Origin of the sequence: Sphingorhabdus sp. (genome assembly GCF_040079335.1) — a bacterium.
Classification (GTDB): Bacteria; Pseudomonadota; Alphaproteobacteria; order Sphingomonadales; family Sphingomonadaceae; genus Sphingorhabdus_B.
The window spans coordinates 1-23,070 of the sequence record NZ_JBEBKL010000013.1 but is presented as its reverse complement, the minus strand read 5'-3'; the positions used below and the strand labels follow the sequence as shown (position 1 = coordinate 23,070).

Annotated in this window: 30 protein-coding genes; 14 read left to right on the top strand and 16 right to left on the bottom strand. The window is 60.4% G+C overall.

Going from position 1 to position 23,070, the window contains the following annotated elements; all coding sequences use genetic code 11:
- Positions 1 to 5: 5 nt before the first annotated feature.
- Genes flgF through ABL922_RS05775 form a run of 5 tightly spaced genes read right to left on the bottom strand, consistent with a single transcriptional unit; the run spans position 6 to position 2,639 of the window.
- Entirely contained in the window at positions 6 to 749 is a 744-nt protein-coding gene (gene flgF, locus ABL922_RS05795; RefSeq protein ID WP_349023264.1) for a flagellar basal body rod protein FlgF, read from the bottom strand.
- A 9-nt stretch (positions 750 to 758) separates the two neighbouring features.
- Positions 759 to 1,586 carry a flagellar hook-basal body complex protein gene (locus ABL922_RS05790; protein ID WP_349023263.1) on the bottom strand — a complete coding sequence of 276 codons (828 nt, stop codon included), beginning with the start codon at positions 1,584 to 1,586 and terminating at the stop codon, positions 759 to 761.
- 14 nt (positions 1,587 to 1,600) lie between these two features.
- On the bottom strand, positions 1,601 to 1,891 hold the full coding sequence (locus ABL922_RS05785) for a flagellar hook capping FlgD N-terminal domain-containing protein (RefSeq protein WP_349023262.1): 291 nt from the start codon (positions 1,889 to 1,891) through the stop codon (positions 1,601 to 1,603).
- Positions 1,892 to 1,893: 2 nt separating this feature from the next.
- On the bottom strand, positions 1,894 to 2,304 hold the full coding sequence (gene flgC / locus ABL922_RS05780; protein WP_349023261.1) for a flagellar basal body rod protein FlgC: 411 nt from the start codon (positions 2,302 to 2,304) through the stop codon (positions 1,894 to 1,896).
- Positions 2,301 to 2,639, bottom strand: coding sequence for a flagellar basal body protein (locus ABL922_RS05775; RefSeq protein ID WP_349023260.1), 339 nt, complete (start codon positions 2,637 to 2,639; stop codon positions 2,301 to 2,303). The genes flgC and ABL922_RS05775 overlap by 4 nt, the downstream gene beginning before the upstream one ends.
- 246 nt (positions 2,640 to 2,885) lie before the next feature.
- On the opposite strand from ABL922_RS05775, the gene ABL922_RS05770 reads away from it, so the two are divergent.
- From ABL922_RS05770 to ABL922_RS05740, 7 genes are all read left to right on the top strand, one after another.
- Positions 2,886 to 3,338 carry a flagella basal body P-ring formation protein FlgA gene (locus ABL922_RS05770; RefSeq protein WP_349023259.1) on the top strand — a complete coding sequence of 151 codons (453 nt, stop codon included), beginning with the start codon at positions 2,886 to 2,888 and terminating at the stop codon, positions 3,336 to 3,338.
- A 91-nt stretch (positions 3,339 to 3,429) separates the two neighbouring features.
- The gene (gene flgM, locus ABL922_RS05765) at positions 3,430 to 3,708 is read left to right on the top strand and encodes a flagellar biosynthesis anti-sigma factor FlgM (RefSeq protein ID WP_349023258.1); all 279 of its coding nucleotides are present in this window, start codon (positions 3,430 to 3,432) and stop codon (positions 3,706 to 3,708) included.
- Positions 3,705 to 4,007: a hypothetical protein gene (locus tag ABL922_RS05760; RefSeq protein ID WP_349023257.1), complete on the top strand. Its 303-nt coding sequence runs from the start codon at positions 3,705 to 3,707 to the stop codon at positions 4,005 to 4,007. Before flgM ends, ABL922_RS05760 begins: the two co-directional genes overlap by 4 nt.
- 64 nt (positions 4,008 to 4,071) lie before the next feature.
- Complete coding sequence (locus ABL922_RS05755) at positions 4,072 to 4,866, top strand: lytic transglycosylase domain-containing protein (RefSeq protein ID WP_349023256.1); 795 nt, start codon at positions 4,072 to 4,074, stop codon at positions 4,864 to 4,866.
- Positions 4,863 to 6,965, top strand: a complete 2,103-nt coding sequence (flhA, locus tag ABL922_RS05750; RefSeq protein WP_349023255.1) for a flagellar biosynthesis protein FlhA — start codon at positions 4,863 to 4,865, stop codon at positions 6,963 to 6,965. The genes ABL922_RS05755 and flhA overlap by 4 nt, the downstream gene beginning before the upstream one ends.
- Positions 6,966 to 6,968: 3 nt before the next feature.
- Positions 6,969 to 7,706, top strand: a complete 738-nt coding sequence (locus ABL922_RS05745) for a FliA/WhiG family RNA polymerase sigma factor (RefSeq protein WP_349023254.1) — start codon at positions 6,969 to 6,971, stop codon at positions 7,704 to 7,706.
- Positions 7,707 to 7,807: 101 nt separating this feature from the next.
- Entirely contained in the window at positions 7,808 to 9,196 is a 1,389-nt protein-coding gene (locus tag ABL922_RS05740; RefSeq protein WP_349023253.1) for a hypothetical protein, read from the top strand.
- A 9-nt stretch (positions 9,197 to 9,205) separates the two neighbouring features.
- Here ABL922_RS05740 and ABL922_RS05735 read toward each other — a convergent pair whose 3' ends face one another.
- A complete protein-coding gene (locus ABL922_RS05735; RefSeq protein WP_349023252.1) occupies positions 9,206 to 9,574 on the bottom strand; it encodes a septal ring lytic transglycosylase RlpA family protein in 369 nt (122 codons plus the stop codon).
- Positions 9,575 to 9,711: 137 nt separating this feature from the next.
- On the opposite strand from ABL922_RS05735, the gene ABL922_RS05730 reads away from it, so the two are divergent.
- A complete protein-coding gene (locus ABL922_RS05730) occupies positions 9,712 to 10,386 on the top strand; it encodes a DUF2490 domain-containing protein (RefSeq protein ID WP_349023251.1) in 675 nt (224 codons plus the stop codon).
- A 10-nt stretch (positions 10,387 to 10,396) separates the two neighbouring features.
- Here ABL922_RS05730 and aroC read toward each other — a convergent pair whose 3' ends face one another.
- From aroC to ABL922_RS05695, 7 genes are read right to left on the bottom strand one after another with little or no spacing between them, the layout of a single operon-like run.
- Positions 10,397 to 11,464, bottom strand: coding sequence for a chorismate synthase (gene aroC, locus ABL922_RS05725; RefSeq protein ID WP_349023250.1), 1,068 nt, complete (start codon positions 11,462 to 11,464; stop codon positions 10,397 to 10,399).
- A 1-nt stretch (position 11,465) separates the two neighbouring features.
- Positions 11,466 to 11,984: an N-acetyltransferase gene (locus ABL922_RS05720; RefSeq protein ID WP_349023249.1), complete on the bottom strand. Its 519-nt coding sequence runs from the start codon at positions 11,982 to 11,984 to the stop codon at positions 11,466 to 11,468.
- Positions 11,981 to 12,316, bottom strand: coding sequence for a hypothetical protein (locus ABL922_RS05715; RefSeq protein WP_349023248.1), 336 nt, complete (start codon positions 12,314 to 12,316; stop codon positions 11,981 to 11,983). Before ABL922_RS05715 ends, ABL922_RS05720 begins: the two co-directional genes overlap by 4 nt.
- Positions 12,309 to 13,136 (bottom strand): enoyl-ACP reductase FabI, encoded by an 828-nt coding sequence (gene fabI, locus ABL922_RS05710; protein ID WP_349023247.1) that lies wholly within the window; start codon positions 13,134 to 13,136, stop codon positions 12,309 to 12,311. Before fabI ends, ABL922_RS05715 begins: the two co-directional genes overlap by 8 nt.
- Positions 13,133 to 14,110 (bottom strand): YihY/virulence factor BrkB family protein, encoded by a 978-nt coding sequence (locus ABL922_RS05705; protein ID WP_349023246.1) that lies wholly within the window; start codon positions 14,108 to 14,110, stop codon positions 13,133 to 13,135. The genes fabI and ABL922_RS05705 overlap by 4 nt, the downstream gene beginning before the upstream one ends.
- The gene (locus tag ABL922_RS05700; protein ID WP_349023245.1) at positions 14,100 to 15,047 is read right to left on the bottom strand and encodes a DnaJ C-terminal domain-containing protein; all 948 of its coding nucleotides are present in this window, start codon (positions 15,045 to 15,047) and stop codon (positions 14,100 to 14,102) included. The genes ABL922_RS05705 and ABL922_RS05700 overlap by 11 nt, the downstream gene beginning before the upstream one ends.
- 54 nt (positions 15,048 to 15,101) lie before the next feature.
- Positions 15,102 to 15,566, bottom strand: a complete 465-nt coding sequence (locus ABL922_RS05695; protein WP_349023244.1) for an ABA4-like family protein — start codon at positions 15,564 to 15,566, stop codon at positions 15,102 to 15,104.
- A 47-nt stretch (positions 15,567 to 15,613) separates the two neighbouring features.
- Here ABL922_RS05695 and pdxH point away from each other — a divergent pair, with 47 nt between their 5' ends.
- The 3 genes from pdxH to ABL922_RS05680 are packed head-to-tail and all read left to right on the top strand — an operon-like array spanning position 15,614 to position 18,014.
- Positions 15,614 to 16,210: a pyridoxamine 5'-phosphate oxidase gene (gene pdxH / locus ABL922_RS05690; protein WP_349023243.1), complete on the top strand. Its 597-nt coding sequence runs from the start codon at positions 15,614 to 15,616 to the stop codon at positions 16,208 to 16,210.
- 6 nt (positions 16,211 to 16,216) lie between these two features.
- The gene (locus ABL922_RS05685; protein ID WP_349023242.1) at positions 16,217 to 17,182 is read left to right on the top strand and encodes a cation diffusion facilitator family transporter; all 966 of its coding nucleotides are present in this window, start codon (positions 16,217 to 16,219) and stop codon (positions 17,180 to 17,182) included.
- Complete coding sequence (locus tag ABL922_RS05680) at positions 17,163 to 18,014, top strand: PhzF family phenazine biosynthesis protein (protein WP_349023241.1); 852 nt, start codon at positions 17,163 to 17,165, stop codon at positions 18,012 to 18,014. Before ABL922_RS05685 ends, ABL922_RS05680 begins: the two co-directional genes overlap by 20 nt.
- A 4-nt stretch (positions 18,015 to 18,018) precedes the next feature.
- Here ABL922_RS05680 and ABL922_RS05675 read toward each other — a convergent pair whose 3' ends face one another.
- Positions 18,019 to 18,465, bottom strand: a complete 447-nt coding sequence (locus tag ABL922_RS05675; RefSeq protein WP_349023240.1) for a peptidylprolyl isomerase — start codon at positions 18,463 to 18,465, stop codon at positions 18,019 to 18,021.
- Between the two features lie 127 nt (positions 18,466 to 18,592).
- Here ABL922_RS05675 and mgtE point away from each other — a divergent pair, with 127 nt between their 5' ends.
- Genes mgtE through ABL922_RS05660 form a run of 3 tightly spaced genes read left to right on the top strand, consistent with a single transcriptional unit; the run spans position 18,593 to position 21,232 of the window.
- Entirely contained in the window at positions 18,593 to 20,002 is a 1,410-nt protein-coding gene (gene mgtE, locus ABL922_RS05670) for a magnesium transporter (RefSeq protein WP_349023239.1), read from the top strand.
- Between the two features lie 24 nt (positions 20,003 to 20,026).
- Positions 20,027 to 20,431: a DUF1489 domain-containing protein gene (locus ABL922_RS05665; RefSeq protein ID WP_349023238.1), complete on the top strand. Its 405-nt coding sequence runs from the start codon at positions 20,027 to 20,029 to the stop codon at positions 20,429 to 20,431.
- 60 nt (positions 20,432 to 20,491) lie between these two features.
- Positions 20,492 to 21,232 (top strand): type II CAAX endopeptidase family protein, encoded by a 741-nt coding sequence (locus ABL922_RS05660; RefSeq protein WP_349023237.1) that lies wholly within the window; start codon positions 20,492 to 20,494, stop codon positions 21,230 to 21,232.
- Here the strand turns inward: ABL922_RS05660 and ABL922_RS05655 are convergent.
- A complete protein-coding gene (locus ABL922_RS05655) occupies positions 21,229 to 21,621 on the bottom strand; it encodes a flagellar export chaperone FliS (protein WP_349023236.1) in 393 nt (130 codons plus the stop codon). The two genes, ABL922_RS05660 and ABL922_RS05655, sit on opposite strands and share 4 nt — an antisense overlap.
- Before the next feature lie 3 nt (positions 21,622 to 21,624).
- Positions 21,625 to 22,986: a flagellar filament capping protein FliD gene (gene fliD, locus ABL922_RS05650; protein ID WP_349023235.1), complete on the bottom strand. Its 1,362-nt coding sequence runs from the start codon at positions 22,984 to 22,986 to the stop codon at positions 21,625 to 21,627.
- Positions 22,987 to 23,070 lie beyond the last annotated feature (84 nt).

Below are 23,070 nucleotides of genomic sequence, written 5' to 3'. Positions count from 1 at the left end.
TCTCCTTATTGCGGAAGCTGCATCAGCTCTGCGGTCGCGGCATCGAGGTCGCGGGCATCGCCGATCATCTTGAGTTGCACGTCCCAACTGCGACTCGCCTCGATCATCTCGGTCAGCGCGTAGCTGGCGTTGACATTGGATCCTTCGAGCGCGCCGCTTTTCACGCGTGCCTCGACATCTTCGGGCAGTATGCCGCCATCGGGAACGCGGAACAGCCCGTCGAGGCCCTTGAGAACCGGCGAACCCAAAGGGCTGGCGAGCTTCAGCTTGCCGACTTCCTGCGGGGCCTGCGGGTCGCCGCCTGCGGGAACAATCCAGATGCGGCCCTCGCGGTCGATCCGAAGGCTATCGGCAGGGGGGACTATCAGCGGGCCCCCGTTGCCGAGGACAGGATGGCCATCCGCGGTCGTGAGCAGTCCGCTTTCGGACAATTGCAGATCGCCGCGCCGTGTATAGGCTTCAGCGCCATCTTCGGCCTGCACGGCCAATAATGCGCTTCCATCAAGCGCGGTGTCGAGATCGCGTCCGGTTGCGGTAACCGTTCCGGCGCGCATGTCAGCCCCGATCACCTCTTCGCTCGCGACCGCTCGGCCATCGACTTGCGGCCCGCGCAGCCAGATTGCCTGCGCTTCGGCCATTTCGGCGCGGAAGCCGGGCGTCGAGGCATTGGCGAGATTGTTCGCCGTCGCGGTCTGCCGCGCCTGTGCTCCGCGAAGGGCGGTCAGGCTGGTGTAAATAAGGCGGTCCATGGGTCAGGTTTACCGGATGCTGACAATCGCCTGCGTCATGTTCGACGCAGTTTCGATCGCTTTGGCATTCGCCTGAAAATTACGTTGCGCCGAAATCAGCGCGACCAGTTCCTCGGTCACATCGACATTGGCCCGTTCGAGCGCGCCCGAACGGATCGTGCCGAGCGGTCCATTGGTGGCGGCATCAATTGCGGGAGGTCCGCTGTCACCGGTCGATTGCCAATGGCCGTCGCCGACCGGGCGCAGACCTTCCTGCGAGGTAAAGCTGGCCATTGCGACCTTGCCGAGCACCTCGTCCGAGCCGTCGGCATAGGTTGCCGACACCAGACCATCGATCCCGACCGAAACATTGACCAGCGCGACCGTCGGGTTGCCCGGGGCATTTGCAGGCAGGACAAAGTCGAAGGCATCGCCGAGGGTATTGCCGGTGACATTTCCGCTCGCATCAACCGGCAACAGCTGCAGCGTCGAGCCGATAGTATCGACCACCTGCCGGTTGGCGTTGACCTGAAACGCACCGTTGCGAGTGTAGGTGACGGCAGCACGAGGCGGATCGCCTTGGGTCACGAAAAAGCCCTCACCCGCAATCGCCAGATCGAGCGTCTTGTCGCTCGCCTCCAGCGTACCTTGCGTGAACTGCTGGACCACAGCGTTCAATCGCGCGCCTTGGCCTGCGATCATCTTCGTGGTCTGCGTTGGCGCGCTGGCAAACAGGTCGCCAAATTGGGCGCGGCTTTTCTTGAAACCGGTCGAACCGACATTGGCGAGGTTGTTCGACGTGACCGAAAGGTCGGTCTGCGCGGCCTTCAGGCCGGATAGCGATGTGTAGAAGGACATGGTATTTCTCCCTTTCAGGTGGCGGGCCGCGTTGCCGCACGAATGTCGGTGAGCAATGCGGTCTGCGCCTTGATCTGGTCGGCGATCGACTTGAGCGAGACGTTCATTTCCGAAATCCCCGCGACACTCGAAAATTGCGCCATTTGCGCGACCATTGCCTGGTTATCGACCGGATCGAACGGATCCTGCTGCTTCAACTGGGTCGACATCAGCCGCAGGAAATCAGTCTGGCCGAGTTGCTTTTCGCCGCTGCCCTTGGGGACCACGGGCAAGTTGCGGGCATTCACATTCTGGATGGCTGTCATGATTATTGTCCCAGTCTGAGGGTTTCGGAAATCAGGCCCTTTGCGGTCGAAAGCACCTGGACGTTGTTCTGATAGTGGCGCGCGGTTTCGACCATCTCGACCAGTTCCGCCGCGCTATCGACCGCTGCTTCCCAGACATTGCCGTCTGAGTCCGCAAGTGGATGGCTGGGGTCATGCCTTTTGGTCGGCGTGGATGTGGCTTGCGTCACCTGATCGACGGCGACGGTCGCGGTGCCATTTTCGCCCATGATGGTTCGGAATACCGGTTTCATCGCGCGATAGGCGCCGGCTTCACTTCCCGATACCGATCCGGCATTGGCGAGGTTGGATGCGGTGGTATTCAACCGCACCAGTTGAGCCGCCATCGCCCGACCGCTGATGTCGAAAAGGGAGAGCGTGTTGCCCATGCTCATTCACCTTTCAGCGCGCGGCTCAATGTGCCGATGCGCCCGTTGAGGAAGGCAAGACTCGACCGATAGGCGAGGGCGTTTTCGGCAAAGGCCGTCTGCTCGGTTGCCATTTCTACGGTGTTGCCGTCGAGCGAAGGCTGGAGCGGGATACGGAAGGCGATTGCGCTGTCGGTCGATTGGCCACGCTCTGCAAGCGACAAGGCCATTGAAAAATCGATGTCACGCGCCTTGTAATTGGGCGTCGCTGCATTGGCGATGTTCGAGGCGAGCATCGCCATACGCTGGCTGCGCAATTGCAGCGCGGTCGCATGAATACCGAAGACGTCACCGGATGCCATATTGCGTTCCTTTCGATCACCTGCCCGTTGCGAGCTTCGGCGGGAGAAAAGCAATGCCCGTGCCAGATTTAGGAATATGTATTAAATTCAATAGCTAAGTATCGGTCTGCGCAGCTCCCAAAGGGCGGTTGCCAAAATCCCGACATATGGCGTCTCTTCGGTTCGTGCAGCGCCGATAAACCCGCTTCTATCGCGATATGGCACGCACATTGCTGCGGGCGGAGCATATCGGAAAGGACCACAAACATGATCAATCTTGCCCCGCTGCTGCCGCTCCTGCTGGCGAGCCAGCAGCCTCTCGAAGACCTTGATGCGCTCGACGCCCGGATAAGCGCAGCGAGCAATGGCTCCGCAGCGCGTCTCGATCGCCGCCTCCGTCTTGCGCGCTGTGCAGAGCCTCCTGAAATTGAATCGTCGATGCAGGGCGGTCTGGAACTCGCCTGTCCGTCGCGTGGTTGGCGTTTTCGCGTGCCGATTGCATCACCAAATACTGCCTTGATCGATCAGCAGCCGATCCTCGTGAAACGGGGCGAAAGCGTTCAGGTTGCAATCGTCGGTAATGAATTCACCCTGCATTATCAAGCGATTGCGACCGAGGCCGGGCGCTTGGGGGATACGATCCGCGTCAAATTCACCGGGGCGAATGGCCTGATGGCGTCGACGGTCTCGGGTCATGGCAAGGTGCGGATCGTTGACTGAGCTGTCGATGCACTAAATCCATACGGCGGATTGCCGTTACTCCCCATGTGAGGCTGTCGGAAAACCGACGGCGCTTTATGGGATAATAAAGATGACACAGCCGGTATCATTCACCCCGCTTCGTACTAGCCATTCGGTTGCACAGGCACCAGCTGCCCGCGACACACCGGTGAACGCAGCCGAAAACGCACCGCCGGTGCCGGTTGCCAGGCTCTCCCGATTGGCGAACGAACTGGCGATGCAGGCGCCGCCGGTCGACCATGCACGCATAGCGCAGCTTCGACAGGCCATTGCCTCTGGCGACTATCGCCCCGATGCACTGGCGATTGCCGATGCAATGCTCGACCATTTCGGCTGGGCGGGTACGTGAGCGCCGAAAGCATCGAAGCCGTTCTCGATTGCCAGACCGACCTTATCGCTGCAATCGACGCACAGGATGCCGGTGCGATCGTGCGCGCGAGCGAGGCACTGGCGGCGGCGATCACTCAATTGCGCAATGTCGAAACATGGCCCTCCGACCCGCTGGCGGCAGAGCGGCTGCGCGGCGCATTGCGCCAGAACCAGGCGGCGGCAATCCGGATCAATCTGATGGCGCATTGGACGCGTCAGAATATTGACCGCGTGGCAGAGTTGCGGGCGGTAAAGGCGCGTCAGAATCTCTATAAATAACTGTAATATATAATATATAATTCAAGTTTCCGCAAACTGGCACAGCCGTTGCTGTAAGATGGGCATGGATCAAGCCAGCCCCATTTCATCAATTTCCACGCCCGTCTGGCGCGCAATCGAAAGCGCTTCGCGTCGGACAGGCGTCGATTTCGAATATCTGCTCGATCAGGCGCGGATCGAAAGCGGCTTTCGCCCGGATGCGCGTGCAGCAACCTCTAGCGCATCAGGCCTCTTCCAGTTCACCACCCAGACCTGGCTCACCACGCTGAAACGCCACGGTGCTGAGCATGGCTTTGGCTGGGCGACGGAGGCGATCGCTCCGGTAGGCAAGGGCAGTTACCGCATAGCAGACCCCAGTCTGCGCAATGCCATCCTTGATCTGCGCAATGATCCGGAAGCTGCAGCGGTGATGGCGGGGGAACTCGCAAGCGACAATCGTGCGCATCTGGCGGACGCGCTTGGCCGTGCGCCGGAGCCGGTTGACCTTTACCTCGCCCATTTCCTTGGCTCCGCGGGTGCCAGCGATTTTCTGAAAGCCTGGGCCGCCAATCCCGACCAGCCCGCGGCAACCCTGTTCGCCAAGGCCGCAGCGGCCAACCGGCCTGTCTTCTTTGACGCAAGTGGGTCACCGCGCTCGCTTGACGCCATCCGGCGCTCCTTTGCTGCAAAACTCAGTGCCGACGTCGGGCTGAATCCGCGTCCGGAGATGGCCACCCACCGTAGCGCCATTGCTTCGACCATGCCGAACTGGACGTCGCTTGAAATGGGCGCGATCGAACCCATGCCCAAAAGGCTGTCGCTCGATTTCGCGCGTGATGCGTATCGCAAGCTCTCCGGCGCGCGCGGAGCTGCCGCATGAACCCGCCAATCTGGAAATCGCTCGCGACCGGCGCGGCCCTGCCCGCAGCGATTCTTGCGCTGGTGCTACTGATGGTGGTGCCGGTGCCGGCGCTGCTGCTCGATATCGGCTTTGTCGTCAATATCATGATCAGCCTTGCGGTGCTGATGGTTGCACTGTCTGCAGCCAAACCACTCGACTTTTCCGCCTTCCCTACCGTCCTTCTTCTCGCCACCCTGTTCCGTCTTTCGCTCAACGTCGCTTCGACCCGCGTCGTGCTGGTTGATGGGCATCAGGGTGCGGCGGCGGCCGGGCATGTGATTGAGGCGTTCGGCGCCTTCCTGATCGGCGGCGATTATGTCGTCGGGCTGTTCGTCTTTGCGGTGCTGATGATCATCAATCTGGTCGTGATCACCAAGGGCGCGAGCCGGGTTTCCGAAGTGTCGGCGCGTTTCACGCTGGATGCGCTGCCCGGAAAGCAGATGGCAATCGATGCCGATCTTAACGCCGGTTTGCTCTCGCCCGATGAAGCCAAGGCACGGCGACAGGAGGTGGCGACCGAAGCCGATTTTTACGGATCGATGGATGGTGCGTCGAAATTTGTGAAGGGCGATGCGGTTGCAGGCCTGCTGATCCTGTTCGTCAACATCATCGGCGGCCTCATCCTTGGCGTTATCAGCCATGACCTGTCGCTGGGCGAAGCGGCGCGGACCTATATCACGCTCGCAATCGGCGATGCGCTGGTCGCGCAAATCCCGGCCTTGCTGCTCTCGATTGCCGCTGCTGCCATCGTCACCCGCGTCTCCTCGCCGTTTGATTTGAGCGGCCAGATTGGCAGCCAGTTCGGCCAATGGCGGGCCTGGGCACCGGTGGCGGCAATATTGACGCTGCTCGGCTTGATCCCGGCAATGCCGCAAATGGTGGTTTTGCCCGCAGCGGCGTTCGCTGGCGGTATCTGCTGGTTGCTGCGCCAACGCGAGCAGGCTGAACGCAAAGCGCCTGCGCCAATCACTATCGTCGCCGAACCGCACCAGATCGCATGGGAGGATGTTTGCGAAACCGCGCCTGTCGCGCTCGAGCTGGGCTATGCGCTTGTCGGTCTGGTTGACGAGCGCAAGGGCGCCCCGTTGATGGCACGTATCACCGCCGTGCGCCGTCAATTGTCGCGCGAACTGGGCTTTGTCCTGCCGCCGGTGAAAGTGACCGACGATCTGGCATTGCCGGGCAACAGCTATCGCATCCGTATTGCCGGGGTTGTTGTGGGCGAGGATGAAGCCTGGCCCAATGAACTGCTCGCTTTGGCGGCAGGCGACACGCTGGAGCCGGTTGCGGGACGTGCGTGCAAGGATCCTAGCTTCGGGCTCGATGCCCTGTGGATTGCTGCCGACAGGCAGGTTGATGCCATCGCCAACGGCTATACCGTGGTCGATCCAGCGACGGTCATCGCCACGCATCTCAATCAGTTGTTCGCTCGTTCGGCGGCGGACCTGTTCGGCCTCGATGAAGCGCAGGCGCTGATCGAGGCGCTCAAGGCGGGCTATCCGCAACTGGCGCAGGGGCTGACGCCGCAACCCTATTCGCTGGCGACGATTGCCGCGCTATGCCGCGCGCTTTTGGCCGAACGGGTGCCGCTGCGTGATTTCCGTGCGCTCGCCTCTGCGATGGTAGCCGTTGGCAAGCCAGACATGGCTGCTACCGAATTGACCGAAGCCGTCCGCGGGCGCTTGGCGGGGCTGATCGTCCAGACCATCGTGCCCGCGCAAATGCCGCTGCTCGCGGTAACGCTTGATCCTGATCTGGAAGCGCTGCTCAACCAATCGGTGCGCGCGGCGCCCGACGCCGTTTGGCCGATCGAACCCGAACTCGCGCGCAGGATCGTGACCGCGATACGCGAGGCGGTAGAACCATTGCTGCTCGCCGCGCGCAGCGTTGCCGTGATTGTTTCGCCGCTTTGCCGCCCGGCAATGGCGCGGTTGCTGCGCGCGCAATTTGCCGATGTCGCAGTGCTCTCATTCCTCGAAATTCCCGAAGGCAAATCAGTTGAAATCATCGCCACAGTTGGCGGTCGAACCGACGAAGCAGCGCTTCCGGAACCCGATTCTATCGAAAAGGACCAATGAACCATGTTACATATCCCGCCCGAAAAATTCGGACGCAGAACCGGGGCGCAAGTTGCTTATCGCGATGATGCGGCCGATGCCCTGATCGTGAGCCATTACGACATGGTTCGTCGCATTGCCTGGCATGTCCATTCGCGCGTTGCGGCGTCAGTCGAGTTGGAGGATCTGGTGCAGATAGGGCTCGCCGCGCTGATCGAAGCGGCGCGCAGCTATGAGGACCGCGGCCATGCCTTTGCGACCTACGCGTCGATGCGGGTGCGCGGGGCGATGATCGACCAGCTGCGGCGCGAAGCCAAGATGAGCCGCTCGGCGATGGTTGGTCGCCGCAAGATCGCCGATACCCGTGCGCGGCTCGAGCAGACCCTCCTGCGCAGCCCCGATGGCATCGAAATGGCCGAAGCCTTGGGGATGACCTTGTCGGCTTATCTCGATCTTGAAGCGGGAAGCCAGCCGGTCGAGCAAGCCAGCATCGACGACCAATATAGCGATTTGGATCCTTGGTTTGCTGACCCTTCCGAAACAACCGATCTGCAGATCGAGCGGGAGCAGTTGGGCGAATTGCTCGCTCAACAACTCGCCGAACTGCCCGAACGCGAAGCGTTGGTGCTGCAGCTCTTCTTTGTAGAGGAGATGAACCTGCACGAAATCGGGGCGATTTTGGGCATCGGTGCACCACGGGCCTGCCAGATCAAAAAAGCAGCGCTCGCAAAGCTTCGGATCGCGCTTTCCGATCTGGTATGAAACGCTGTTTCGCCGCGTAACGCCGATAACGGCATATTAACCATCTCGGCGCATAGAGAGGCGGGAAGCAACAGGTGAAAACCTGATATTAGGACCTTTATATGGATAATTTGCGCGGATTTGGGCCATTTGGGGAAAGCCAGGACGGCTTTGGCCATTATGATTCCGAAGCGCCTTCTTATGCCAGTTTTGAAGAGCATGAAGACGCCGCAATCGAGCCGCCGCCGGTAATTTCGGGCGACGAGCGCCGTATGCAGGTGCGCGCGTACAACTTCTGGACGTCGCATCTGGGCGCGGGTAATTATCCGAATATCGAAGAACTTGAGCCCGAATCCGTTGAGGATTTTCGCGATTATTCAGTGCTGCTCGATTTCACCTCGGGTGTTGAAAATCCATCGATCCAATATCTGGGCGAAGCGCTGCGCAACGAATGCGGGCTGACCGACGACATCACCTATCTCGACGAGGTGCCGCCGCGCTCATTGCTTTCCCGCATTACCGACCATTATCTGCAGATCATCGCCAACCGCGCGCCGATCGGATTCGAAGCCGAGTTCGTCAACGACCGCGGCGTCAACATCATGTATCGTGGCATATTGCTGCCTTACTCGTCCGACGATGACACGATCGATTTCATCTATGGCGTGATCAACTGGAAAGAAGGCGCGCCGTCTGAGATCGCCGCACCGCTGGCAGCCGAAGTCGAAGCTGCGCTCGCCGCTGTGCCGGTACGCAAGGACCATGTGCCCGTCTGGGCGGACGGTCCCGCCGCGACCGAAGCCGATATCGGTGCCGCTCTCGAATTAGATCAGGAAGAAGACGAACTCGTTCTCGATGCCAGCTTTGCTGACGCAGCGGCAACTCCGGTCGCGATCGAGGAGGTTGAACCAGATGAAGGTTCCAGCCTTGCCGACTGGCTGCAAGTAGCCCGCGACAGCGCCGATGTTGCTCGCGATGCTGACGCGCGCAGCCGCGATACGCTCTACCGTGCAATTGGACGGGCTTATGATTTCTCGCTGGCGGCAGAACGCTATCCGGCGGACTATGCAGAAATGCTGGCCGACAACGGCATTACCGTTCAGGATCGTGCGCCGATGACGCCGGTCGTCAAGCTGATCTTTGGTGCCGGTTATGACAAGACCCGCCTCACCGAATTTGCAGCCGCACTTGACTATGCGCACCGTAATGCCGTTCCCGCAGGCCAGCTGGCCGATCTGCTGTCGAAGCATGATGGCGGCTTGAAAGGCGTTGTTCAGGCGGAACGCCGTGCCCGCAAGGTTGAAAAGGGCGAGCATGTCAAACCTGTTGCGCTCGATCCGCGCCCGCGTTTGCGTGCGGCGCGCGCCCGCGATCTCTCAGAATTTGCGCAAGGTGCCGAGGAATTTGTCGTTCTCGTCGCGCGGCGTGATGCCGATGGCAATGTCGCGATTGTCGGCTCGGTCGAAGATGCCGGTTTGACCGATAAGGTGCTTACCAAGACTATTGTCTGACCGGTCGGGTTAATCCCGGACCAGCGTGAGTTTGACCTGCGCGGTACCGCTGCGGTGCATGCCCAGTTCCTTGGCGGCTGCATAAGACAGATCGATAATCCGGCCGCGACCCCAAGGGCCCCGATCATTGACGCGAACGACAACTTCCCGGCCATTGCCCAAATGTGTCACCTTCACGCGGGTGCCGAAGGATACGGTCCGGTGTGCGGCGGTGAAGGCCGCTGGATCGAACAATTCTCCGCTGGCGGTACGCCGACCGGCGAATTCTTTGCTGTAATAGCTGGCATGCCCGCTGCCCAGATCGGCATCAGCGGTGGCCTGTGCCGCAAAGGGCGTCGCCATGATCAAGGCTAGCAAAAGATATGACCGTTTCTGCATCGCATCCGGACTCCCCAAGCGATTAGTTCCTGGTTGAGAGGCATTTCGCTGTCCAGCTTGCATCGTTGTGCCGCTCCGGTCTTGCGACATTCGGTTCCCGATTGGCAAGCCTGCCCACCTTCGCTAGGTGCGGTCGCATGTTCGTTCGCCGCTTCTGCCAATTGCTTGGCACAATCTCCCTGATGATCCCTTCGCAAGCAGCTTTTGCCGATTCGACACGGCAGCAATGGCTGACTTTGACCGGCGATGCCCAACTGGATGCGAATGACAGCGTCTCTGCCCATCTGATCTTGCGTTCGCAGCCGGACTCGTTCGATCTCGGCCAGCGGTTCATCCGGCTGGGTTATCGGCACGACCTGACCGATGATGTCAGCCTGTCGCTATCCTATGCCCATGTCACGACCGAAATTTCGGGCGGTAGCGACGCAGTGCAACACCGGCTGGCGCAAGCCATTGCCTTCCCGTTGGTGCAAGACGTCGACGCCCGGGTGCAATTGGAGGAAGTGTTCGGAGTCTCCGGCAGCAATGATGTGGGGCTCCGCTTTCGCCCGCGGGTGCGCTTGCGGCACGGCTTGGATCAGGAAGGCAAGGTCGAGCTGCAGTTGAGCGATGAGATCATTTTTGCACTCAACGATACCGATTTTGGCCAGACCAGCGGCTTTGCCGCCAATCGGGCCGGGGCGGCGGTCCATTTCGATGTGGGGCAGCATTTTGGCATCATGCCGGGCTATACTTGGCAGCTGGTCAACCGCTCAGGCGCGCCAGTGCGCCACGACCATATATTGGGACTCACGCTCGAAGCGCACTATTGAGCGCGAGGGCCTAGCCGCACTGCGCGCGGTGCAGCAGTTTCTGGTCTGCCAGCACCAGTGCCATCATTGCCTCGACCACCGGAGTGCCGCGAATGCCGACGCACGGGTCGTGGCGGCCCTTGGTGACGATCTCGGTTGCTTCGCCTTCGCGGGTGACGGTGTCGACCGGGGTCAGGATTGAACTGGTGGGCTTGAAGCCGACACGGCAGACTACAGGCTGACCGGTCGATATGCCGCCAGCGATCCCGCCCGCATTGTTGGCGAGGAACACGGGCTGGTTGGTGCCGGGGCGCATCGGATCGGCATTTTGCTCGCCGCGAAAGCGCGCCGCTTCAAAACCTGCGCCGATTTCAACTGCCTTGACCGCGTTGATGCCCATCATCGCTGAGGCGAGCTCGCTGTCGAGCTTGGCATAAAGCGGTGCGCCCCAACCCGGCGGAACACCGGTTGCGACACATTCGACGACAGCGCCTAGCGAGGATCCTGCCTTGCGTGCTTCGTCGACCAGCTTTTCCCACCGCCCGGCGGCGGCCTCGTCGGGGCACCAGAAGGGGTTTTTGCCGATCTGGCTTTTTTCGAAATTGCCGCGGTCGATGGCATCGCCGCCGATTTCGACGACATAGGCCAGGATTTCGACCTCGGGGATCACCGCACGCGCAACTGCGCCTGCCGCAACACGTGCCGCCGTCTCGCGCGCCGAACTCCGCCCGCCGCCGCGATAGTCGCGAAAGCCATATTTGGCATCATAGCTGTAATCGGCATGGCCGGGGCGATAGGCCTTGGCGACTTCGGAATAATCCTTTGACCGCTGATCGACATTTTCGATCATCAGGCTGATCGGCGTTCCCGTCGTGCGGCCCTCGAAAATCCCTGACAGGATACGGACCTGATCGGGCTCCTGCCGCTGCGTCGTGAACTTGCTGGTGCCCGGACGCCGTTTGTCGAGGAAAGGCTGGATATCGGCTTCGGACAGCGCGATTCCCGGGGGGCAGCCGTCAACTATCGCACCCAGCGCCGGCCCGTGGCTTTCGCCCCAGGTCGTGAAACGGAAAACATGGCCGAATGTGTTGAAACTCATCTTACCTCTCGGGCCCGAAAGCCGGTGCATAGCGTGCGCGGCCGCTTTCGGGAAGTGGCACGCCTTTGTCCAGCAAAAGCGCCATAAAATGCGGGCCGGCAAAGGGCGAGGCAAAGGGGCGGGCGGTTTCGGCGCTATAGCCGAAGCGCGGATAATAATCGGGATGGCCGAGGACGAAACTGATCTGGATGTCGAGCGCCTGCAACATCGCGATACCGCGCCAGATCAAAGCCGATCCAACACCTGCACTGTGCAGATCGGGCAGCACACCTACAGGTGCCAGCCCCGCACCTTTCAGAGCCACGCCATCGGCCTCAACCTCCATCCGGCTGAACAGCGCATGGCCGACAATCTGGCCGTCGGCTTCGGCAACCAGCGACACCAACGCATCGCCATCGGCATGGACCGTGCGGACCAGATCAGCTTCGCCCTGATGACCGAATGCGGTGCTGGCAAAGGCGGCACGGTGGACGGCATCGACTACATCAAAATCGGCGAGTTCAATCGGGCGGATGATCATGCGTCCCCAGGCGGGTTGATCCGGACCTTGCGATATTTGACCTGCTCTTTGCCAATCCATGTCCGCAGCGTTCGATAGATGATAATTGCTGCAGCAACTGCCAGCACGCGTCCGGCATGCGGGTGGTTGCACGCTCCGCCAAAACGCCCGCCGAACACAAATGCAGCTATCACGAACAGAAACCCGGCTGCCGATACAAAGCCGTCGAGCAGCGGCGGCAGGCCTTCCCAGAATTTGCGGGCATGCAGATAACCGAAAAGCCCGACAATCGCCGTCGTCCCGGCGAGGAGGAGGACCAGTTCGTTGCTGTGCCCCTCAAACATATCAGGCAAGCCCGATATCAGGAGCATCCTCCTGCTTCATGCCCACCGTATGATAGCCCGCATCGACATGATGGGTTTCACCCGTGACGCCTGCCGCAAGATCCGAAAGAAAATAGAGCGCCGACGCGCCAACATCGTCGATCGTCACATTGCGGCGCAGTGGCGAATTCAGCTCATTCCACTTCAGGATATAGCGGAAATCGCCAATCCCCGAAGCTGCCAGCGTCTTGATCGGTCCAGCCGAGATCGCGTTGACCCGAATGCCATCGGGGCCGACGTCGTTCGCCAGATATTTGACGCTCGCCTCCAGCGCGGCCTTGGCGACGCCCATGACATTGTAATGCGGCACGACCTTTTCGGCGCCATAATAGCTCAAAGTCAGCATCGATCCGCCGCCCTTGCCGGTTTCGGGATCGAAGGGGACCATCATCGCGGCGGCGCGTTTGGCGACTGCGGTGAAGCTGTAAACGCTGATGTTCATCGTCATCAGGAAGTCGTCGAGCGTCACGTCGAAATATTTGCCACGCAGCGCCTCCTTGTTGGTGAAGCCGATGGCGTGAACGACGAAATCTATGGTCGGCCAGCGTGCGCCGAGTTGCGCAAAGGCGGCGTCCAGATTGGCCATGTCCGAAACATCGCAATCGATCAGGAAATCGCAGCCCAATTGCTCGGCGAGCGGACGGACGCGCTTTTCCATCACCTCGCCCTGATAGCTGATCGCCAGCTCAGCCCCTTCGGCCTTCAGCCGCTGCGCAATGCCCCATGCAAGCGACTTGTCGTTGGCGAGGCCCATGATGAGGCCACGTTTTCCTGCCATCAAACCGGTCATGTCTGGATGAACTCCTGATTGTCTTTTCCTGTATCCGAACTGCCCTTTAAGCCATTTTCTCTCGCGTTGGCCAGTGCGGCGTTGAGTTGCGCACCGGTGACCATGCCAAGGCCCACAAGGTAGAAGAAAATCAGCGCGATCATCACCCCGGCAAGGCTACCATAGGTCAGGTCATAATTGGTGATGCTCGAAACGAACCAGGGCAACACCATCGTGCAGCCGACCCACCAGACGCTGACTAGAACCGCGCCGGGCCATTTGGGGAAAATCCGTCCGCGATATTGGCGCGGAGCTAACCCACGATAGATGGTATAGATGGCAAGGAAGAGGATGGCGAAGGGGATGATCCGGCCCCAGGCGAAATAGTCTGCCGCGCGTTCGGCCGCTGGAATGAAACGATACACCAGATCCTCGATCGTCACGACCAAAACCTGCGCCGAAAAAGCCATCATGGCGAGAATTACGGCAGCGACTATCACCACAAAACTACCCAGCCGATACTGCCAGAACCAGCGTTCGGGCTGGGTGCCATAGGCGCGGTGGAGGACGTCGCGGATCGTCTCGATCAGGCTGGTGGTGGTCCACAGGCTGACAATCGCGCTCAGCCACAATAGTGGCCCGGAACGTGCCGACATGGCGGCATGCACCGGCCCTTCCAGCGCAGCTTCGACGCTATTCGGCACGGTTTTGAAAAAAGCGTCGATGAGGGCGAGACCGGATTCGGTCTGTCCGAGGCTGCCTGCAATTGCTGCGGCCACAATGCAGAAGGCAAACAGGGCGACTATCGACAGATAGGCGAAATTCCCGGCATGGACAAAGCCGTCGCTATACACGCCAACGACAACACGGCGGACGACCTCTTTGGCCTGATGCCAAGGGTCGAGATGGTGAAACCACTCAACTTCGCTCTCCGGATGTGGGCGCGGATCGTGCGCGCGCGCCTCGGGCGAGAGAGGGGAGTGTTCAGAGACCAAGGGCGGAACGGATGTTCGGATCGTCGGGCAGAGCTTCGGCCAAGGCTGCGAGCGCTGCCGTGTCGGCGGGCAGTCGGATGTGCAGCGTTACCAACTGGTCACCGCGTTCACCGCCCTTTTTGGCAAAACCCCGCCCTTTGATCCGCATCGTGGTGCCTGACTGCGCGCCTGCAGGCACGCTGAGCATCACCGCGCCGTCTATGGTCGGCACTTTCACCTTTGCGCCGTTGATTGCCTCTTTCAGGCTGATCGGCAGTTCGAGCCGGATATTGTCGCCGTCGCGCTCGTAAAAGGGGTGCTTGCCGATTTTGAGCGTGACCATGGCATCGCCATTACCGCCGGGGCCAGCAGCGCCTTTGCCGGGGATCCGGATCTGCTGACCGCTGACGGCACCTGCTGGAAGTTTGAACTCAACCGTCTTGCCGTCGCGCATGGTGATCCGCTGGGGTTCGAGCTTGGCTGCATCGGTGAATGAAACCAGATGGTCATAGGCGATGTTCGCGCCTTTGGGTGGTGGACCGGGTTGTGGCCCCCTGCCAGCGGAACCGGGTCCACCAGGCCGTGCGCCTGCACCGCCGCCGAACAGGCCGTCGAAAATGTCTCCCAAATCGATGCCGCCTGCGCCAAATTCGAAATTTCCGCCTTGGCCGGGGCGCGGTCCGCCACCGCTGAACGGGCTGCCCCCGCCAAAACCGCCGCCAAAGGGCGAACGCGGCTGGCCATTTTCGTCGATTTCTCCGCGATCATATTGGCCCCGCTTCTGCGGATCGGACAGCAGGTCATAGGCGCGCGTGACATCGCTGAACCGTTCGGACGCCTTGGGGTTATCCTTGTTCTTGTCAGGATGCAGTTCCTTGGCGAGCTTGCGATAGGCGCTTTTGATCGCCTTCTCGTCTGCGCCCTTGGAAACGCCCAATATGGAATATGGATCGGCCATTCTGGTCCCTGTGTTCAAACTCTCTGTATTAGATTGGCATTACAGCGCCGCGAGTCAACTCGGGGCAACACCATTTTCCACGCTTTTCCCGGCAAATGTGCGAAGCGTCAGATAAAGAACCAGCCCCAGCGGACCCAACAGGAAGATGAAGGGCAGAACAGGGATCTGCATCCAGCGGGCAATCCCGCGCCGGTCAGCGTTGCGCGCAGCCCAAATGCCGACGAATAGATCAAAGGCGAGATAGTGTATCCAGCCGATCGTCGCGCCACCCTTGCTGTCGAACAGCCCCATCACGCCCGCAAGCGAAGAGAAATCCTGCGAACGCGGCCCAGCTGCATTCAGCGTCCCGCTCATCAGCCCAACGATGAGCACCGTGTAGGTCGCAGCCAGCAACCCGCAACCGCCCATGAACAGCAGCGGCAGCACCTGTTCGCGCCGCGGTGCTAAAAGCAGCACCAGCCAGCAGACCATCGCATAGATGTTCGCATATTCGAAAATCGTCTCCCACGGCATTTGCATGGCAGTCCCCCCTTCCTTGAAAGCCCAGTCTAGCCTATCGAGGCAATATGGAAAGCCAAGATCCCTATTCGATTTTCGACGCCTGGTTCAAAGAGGCACGCGACAGCGAACTCAATGACGGCAACGCCATGGCGTTGGCCACGGCGGACGCAGACGGCCACCCTTCGCTGCGGATGGTGCTGCTCAAAGGCCATGGCCCCGATGCCGACGGAAAAGGCGGCTTCATTTTCTACACCAACCTTGAAAGCCGTAAAGGGGGTGAGCTGGCGGAAAACCCGAATGTCGCGTTGCTTTTTCACTGGAAATCGCTGCGCCGGCAGGTTCGGATTGAAGGGCCGGTGACGCGCGTCACTGACGCTACCGCCGACGCCTCTTTCGCCACCCGCTCGCGCTTTTCGCAGCTCGGTGCTTGGGCGTCGGACCAGTCGCGCCCGCTCGACAGCCGCGAAACCTTTGAGGCTCGCTTCGAAGCGGCGAAGGCGCGGTTCGAAGGGCAGGATGTGCCCCGCCCACCGCATTGGTCAGGCAATATCGTCAACCCCGCGCGCATCGAATTCTGGCAGGACCGCGAGTTCCGCCTGCACGAACGCTGGGTTTTCGAGCGCGAAGGCGATGGCTGGCGCAAGCAGATGCTCTATCCCTGACGCAATATGTCGCTGACTCACAACCACCATCACCACCAGCATGGTTCGATGACGGCGAAGGCCGCCATCGCCAGCGTTGTCATGGCACTGTTCCTGACCGTACTCAAAAGCTGGGCGGCGATTGAGACCGGTTCGGTTGCATTGCTGGGCTCGCTTGCCGATACCGGCTTTGACCTTCTGGCATCGCTGCTGACCCTGTTCAGTGTGCGCTATGCCGCGCTTCCGGCAGATGATGACCACCGCTTCGGCCATGGCAAGGCGGAGGCCTTGTCGGCGCTGGTGCAGGTGATGCTGGTGACGGTGTCGGCCCTGTTCATCGGCTGGCGCGCTGTTGTGCGTTTCGGCGATGGTGCACCCACCGAGCATCCCGAAATGGGCATCGGCGTGTCCCTCGTCGCGATTGCGGCGACGCTTGGGCTGTTGGCCTATCAGCGGCATGTGATCAAAAAGACCGGCTCGGTCGCGATCCATGGAGATCATTTACATTATCAGGGCGACTTGCTGCTTAATATCGCGGTCATCATCGCGCTGGCCCTCGATGCTTTTCTGAGTGTGCGCGGTGCTGACCCGCTTTTTGGGATAGCGATTGCGCTTTGGTTGCTCTGGGGTGCCTGGCGTGCCGCGAGCCTCGCGCTTGACCAGTTGCTCGACCGCGAATGGCCGTTGGAGAAGCGTCAGCGCTTCATCGAAGTTGCAACCCGCCATCCCGAAGCCAAGGGCATCCACGATATGCGCACGCGCTCGGCGGGCGCACATGATTTCTGCCAGTTCCATGTCTGGGTCGATCCAGACATGACCGTGCTGCAGGCGCATGAAGTGATGGACCAGATCGAGGCCGAGCTGATGCGCGAATTTCCGGGTGTAGAGGTGTTAATCCACCCCGATCCCGAAGGTCATAAGGATGAGCTGGGCTATATCCCGAGCGAAACTGTCGAGCATCAGGACCACGACCATGAGCATCACCACCCCTAGGCCCTTCAAGCAGGTCGACGTATTCACGGCAGTTGCGCTCAAGGGCAATCCGGTGGCGGTGATCCTTGATGCCGAAGGGCTGACGGCGGAGCAAATGCAGGCAATCGCCAACTGGACCAACCTGTCCGAAACCACTTTCGTGACTCCGCCGAGTGACACAGCGGCAGATTATGCGGTGCGCATATTCACCCCCAAAAGTGAACTGCCTTTTGCCGGTCACCCGACGCTGGGGACGGCGCATGCGGTGATCGAGTCTGGGCTGGCGACGCCAAAGGACGGCAAAGTGGTGCAGCAATGTGCGGTCGGGCTGGTCGAAGTCAGCCAGTCTGGCAGCGGCCTGTCGTTCCGGCTGCCCCGCTATGCCTTTGAGGACGCGCCCGAAGCTGAAAAACTGGCAGCGGCGCTGGGGGAAGGCACAATCAAGGGCGTGCCTCAGATAGTCAATGTCGGCCCGCACTGGGTAATTGCCGAGCTGATATCAGCAGAAGTCGTCGAGCAACTGCAGCCTGACCTGCCGATGCTCGCCGACTATGATCGAACGCAATCAACGACTGGCATGACCGTCTATGCCGAAAAGCCTGATGGCAGCATCATCGTGCGCAGTTTCGCCCCTGCAGACGGGATCGCCGAAGATCCGGTCTGCGGCAGCGGCAATGGTGCCGTCGCCGCCTATCGCCTGAAAGCGGGGCAAATCTCGGCAGGCAGCCACTACACCTCCAGTCAGGGCCGACAGGTTGGCCGCGACGGCCTTGTTCGCGTGCGGATAGAGGGCGATGCCGTCCATGTCGGTGGCGACTGCGTCACCGTGGTGGACGGCACCTTCCGGATCTAAAGCCTTACGCCAGCGTAACCGACTGGATCACGCCGGGCTCGCGCGGCGGCTCGCCCTTGGGCAGAGTGTCAACATTTTCCATGCCTTCGATGACATTGCCCCAGACAGTATATTGGCGGTCGAGGAAAGTGGCGTCGTCAAAGACGATGAAGAATTGGCTGTTCGCGCTGTTCGGATCCATCGTACGTGCCATCGAGCACGCACCGCGGACATGTGGCTCGTCGTTGAACTCTTGCGGCAGGTTCGGCTTGGAAGAGCCGCCGGTGCCGGTGCCATTGGGGCATCCGCCTTGTGCCATGAAGCCATCGATCACACGGTGGAATTTGACGCCGTCATAAAAGCCTTCGCTCGCCAGCTCGGTGATGCGATCGACATGCTTGGGGGCCAGATCAGAGCGCAGCTTGATCACGACGTCGCCGGTCGACAGGTGCAGGGTGAGTGTTTCGGCCATTTCAGGGAATCCTTTTCGTTGAACTTGGCCGTCGCAATAGGCCCCAAAGGCCAAAAGTAAATTGCAATTTCGCGGGCGCGGCGTAGGAGGGGCGCGGTCGCAACATCATAGCAGCAAAGGGGGAACGATGACTGCCGAATCCGATCCTGATTTCCCCCCCGTCGAAACTGCAGATGAAACGCTGGACGAGGACAACCGACTGAAGGCTGACTTTGTCCGGCTGGTGCTTGATGCGGTCGAACGTGGCGATACCGAAGAAGCCTATCGGCTCGCACAACCGCTGCACGCCGCCGATATTGCCGACCTGTTCGAGTTGACCAAACGCGAGGATCGCGCCGATCTTGCGATTGCGCTGGGCGACCTTCTGAGCGCCGATGTGCTCGCCGAAATCAACGACTGGGTGCGCGACGACATTGTCGATGCGCTGCCTGCCGCGCAGATCGCCGACCTCGCCGAGCAGATGGAGACCGACGACGCGGTCGCAATGATCGAGGATATGGAGGAGGACGAGCAACTGGCCGTCCTCGCCGAACTCGACCCCGAAGACCGGGCGGTTATCGAAGACGCGCTTTCCTACCCGGAAGAATCCGCTGGCCGCATCATGCAGCGCGAACTGGTCGCGGTGCCCGAGCATATTACCGTTGGCCAGCTGATCGATTATTTGCGCGACAATCCTGATCTGACGACCGAATTCTGGGAAATCTTTGTAGTCGACCCAGCGCACCGCCCGATTGGCACCTGCCAACTGAGCTGGGTGCTGCGGACGCCGCGCAACATCTCGATATCTGATGTGATGAAACGCGAGCAGACGCTAATCCCGGTCGATATGGACCAGGAAGAAGTGGCGCTGCGTTTCCAGAAATATGCACTGATTTCCGCAGCTGTCGTCGACGATGCCGGGCGGCTCGTCGGTGTGATCACCGCCGACGATGTCGTCCACATCGTTCAGGAAGAGGCGGGCGAAGACATTTTGCGCCTCTCTGGTGCGGGCGAAGGTGACATCAACGAGCCGATCGCCGACAGCTATAAGGCACGCGTGCGCTGGCTGATCGCCAATCTGGGTACCGCGATGGTCGCGAGCTTCATCATCGCGCAATTCGGCGCGGCGATTGAGGCGATGGTTGCGCTCGCAATATTGATGCCGATTGTCGCCTCGATCGGTGGCAATGCGGGCACGCAGACGCTGGCGGTGACGGTGCGCGCACTTGCTACCAATCAGCTGACGCAATCGAATACTGTGCGATCAATCTGGCGCGAAGTCCGCGTTGCCCTGCTGATTGGAGCGACAGTGGCGGTGATCGCCGGGATTGGGGCCGGGCTGATCTTTTCCAATTGGACATTGGGCGCAGTGATTGCCGCGGCCATCCTGTTCAACATCCTGTTGGCTGGTTTGTCCGGCGTTGCCATTCCGGTGTTCCTTGATCGGCTCGACCAAGATCCAGCGGTGTCGAGCTCGATTTTCGTGACGATGATTACCGACTCGATGGGCTTCCTGATCTTCCTTGGACTTGCGGTGTTTGCCGGTCTTGCGGGCTGAGTTCTTGCATCCCAAATAGCAGCTATGCCGCTCAACATGACCAAGATAGCCTTCGGTACCGAAAGCCCGGCGCATCTACGCCAGCGGCTCGAAAGCTATGCCGAGGCGGGCGAAATCCGGCTGACCACGCGCTATCTGCCCAAGCGACATGAAGAGATGGCGGGCGGTTCGCTCTACTGGATATTGAACCACACTCTGATCGGGCGCAGCCCGATACTCGGTTTCATGGACAATGGGCAGGGCAGGACATGGATAAGGCTGCGTCCCGAACTGATCCCTGTCCGTTCAATCCCCAAACGCGCGCATCAGGGCTGGCGTTATCTGGAGGGCAAGGATGCTCCGCCCGATCTGGGTTCGGCTGGCGCTGATGCTCGCGATGAAATGCCACCCAAGATGCTGGGCGAATTGATGAAAATGGGGTTGGTGTGATTGCTTTTGCCCAGCGCCTCGCTTAGCCCGTGGGTAGAGTTTGAAATGACAGGGGGGAACATGACCGAAGATTTGCACGACGCCAGCCATCCGGATAACCGGTTTCCAACGATATTGGGGGCGTTGGGCTGGGTCGTCATTTTCCTTGTTCTACAGATAGTCGCCGGCGTGATGGCGCTGGGTATCGCCATCGGGATGGACAAAAGCGGTCGCGATCCTATGGCACTGGCCCGCGATCCCAGCTTCATCGCTGCACCGACGATCCTGTCGCTGGTGGCATCGAGCCTCGTCCTGCTCGGCTTGTTCTGGCTGCATTTGCGCAAAGAGGATCGCGCCGTTCGGATCGGCCTGATGCGCTGGAGTCAGTTAAGCCTCATCCAGACTGTGGGATTGGCTATTGGCCTGATCGCGCTCGGCCTCGCCTTTAACCACCTCTACGCCAATTATGTCATTCCTGACATCAAGGTGCAGGAGGCGTTACGCAAGATGTTTGAAGCGCTGCCCGATACCCCGCTCAACACGGTCATTCTGTTCGTGGCGATTGCCGGCATTGCCCCATTGCTGGAGGAAATCCTGTTCCGCGGTCTCGTGCAGAATGCGCTGGCCAAAAAACTGCCTGCATGGGGCGCGATATTGGGCGCTTCGGCGATATTTGGCGCTGTGCACATGGATTATCACGCCTTCCCGGCGCTGATGGTGATGGGGGCGGTTTTCGGCATTCTGTATCACAAAACTGGATCGCTTCGGGTCAATATCGTTGCCCATATGGTCAACAATGGCGCGGCGTTGCTGTTGACTTAGGGGTCGGCAATCGCTCGCCAGGCTGACGCAAGCGACTCCACACCGGCGCGCAGTTCGGCAAAGCGTTGCGGATCGGGCGATGAGAGCCGCTCTTCAAATTCTGTAGCCAGCGCATCGTACAGGCCGTCAAGCGTGAATGCCAGATCGGCGCCCGACTCAAAATCGAGTCCGGCACGCAAGGAAAGGATGATGCCGCGTGCACGATGCGCCTGTTCGTCGTCCGTAAGGGTTCGCTCGCGCCTTGCCCGTAAAGTGAGGACGTCGATGCACATAAGCAGTTCGTCATAGAGCATCGCCACCAATGCATGCGGATCGGCGCTTTCGGTCTGGCTTGATACAGCGAGCGACCGGTAATGCGCGCTCGCCTTGCTGTAATGCGGATCACGCATCGCCTATTTCTCGTTCGACCAGAGTTTGATCTGCTGTTCGAGGTATGTTTGCGTCGCCTTGAAGGCACTCAACTTCGCATCGAGCGTCGCATATTGTTTCTGCAGCCGCGCCTCATAGGCATCCTCGCGCGTCTCCATGCGTTCGCGGTTTTTGGCGATGGTGGCGGCTTCGACCTGCAGCGATTTGCCGAGGCTCTCGATCAACCCGCCCGGCGCGATCGCCGCGTCGCGAATTTCATCGAGCGCAACCGCTAGGCCGGGGTCGGTGAGGCTGGTGCGCACGCCGTCGCGCGGTGGATTGAACAGGGCTTCGACCGCATCGGGATCGCTAGCGAGCACGGCGTCGAGTTTGGCGGGATCGAGTATGAGCGCACCGCTGCGGTCGGTTTTGATACCGATATCGGACAGGCTGTTAATCCCGGCATTGCCGGTCAACGCTTTGCTCACCAAAGCCGTCAACTGCCGGTCGAGCGCGCGCAAATTGCCCGCGCCACCGATGGTCTGGCGGGCCTCTTTCAGGCTGGTTTGCAGCTGATTGAAGACGGTCACGAAATCCGAGATGGTCAGCTTTAGCGCATCCGCCGGACGTGTGCTGCCAAGCGCGATAAAGCTGCCGACTTCGGCTTTTTTCAAGGTCAGTGAAACGCCGGGGATGATATCGGCGATGCTGTTGGTCGGCCGGTTATATTCGACGCCATCTACCCGGATGACGGCATCGGTTGCCGCCTGCGACTGCGCAAATCCGGATGTGATCAAAGCAGCGAGTGCAGGATCAGCGCCAGCGTCGGCGCTGAGTGTAAAGGCCTTGGCGGCACCGGTCTCGCCCTTCAGCACCAGTCGGACCTGGCCTTGGTCCGCTACGATGCTGGCTCGAACGCCGCTGCCGCTCGCATTGATCGCGTCGGCGAGGCCGGTGAGGCTGTTGTTGCTGGCACCGATGGTGATTGCATGCGCGACCCCGCCGACAGTCAGTGTCACATTTCCTGTGCCGACCGGATCACTTGCCGAGGCAAGAAGGCCGCTGTGCATCGTTTGCGCGCGTGCGAGCTGACGAATTTCAACCTCCGCCGCCAGCTTCCCCAATTGTGCATTGGGTAGCGCAGAGGCTACCAGCGCATTGTCACCGGACACAGTCGGCTGGCTGCCCAGACTACCGGTCGAGACCAGATTGGCGAGCGTATCGGCAAAACTATCCAGATCGGCCCGGGCCTGCGCCACCGCGCTAATCTTCGCCTGCGAGGCCTTTGCCAGCGCGTCGAAGCGCTCCGCTTTCGGTGCGCGCGACGCGGTGGCAAGGTCGCTCACCAGCTGGCTGACATTGATGCCCGAGCCGAAGCCAAGGCTGTTGGCGATATTCCCGATCATGGTCGTCTTCCTTCCCACCATTTAACGGTGCGAAAGCCGGGAGGTTTAGGAATTCCCCCTCCCGTTTACGGGAGGGGATAGGGG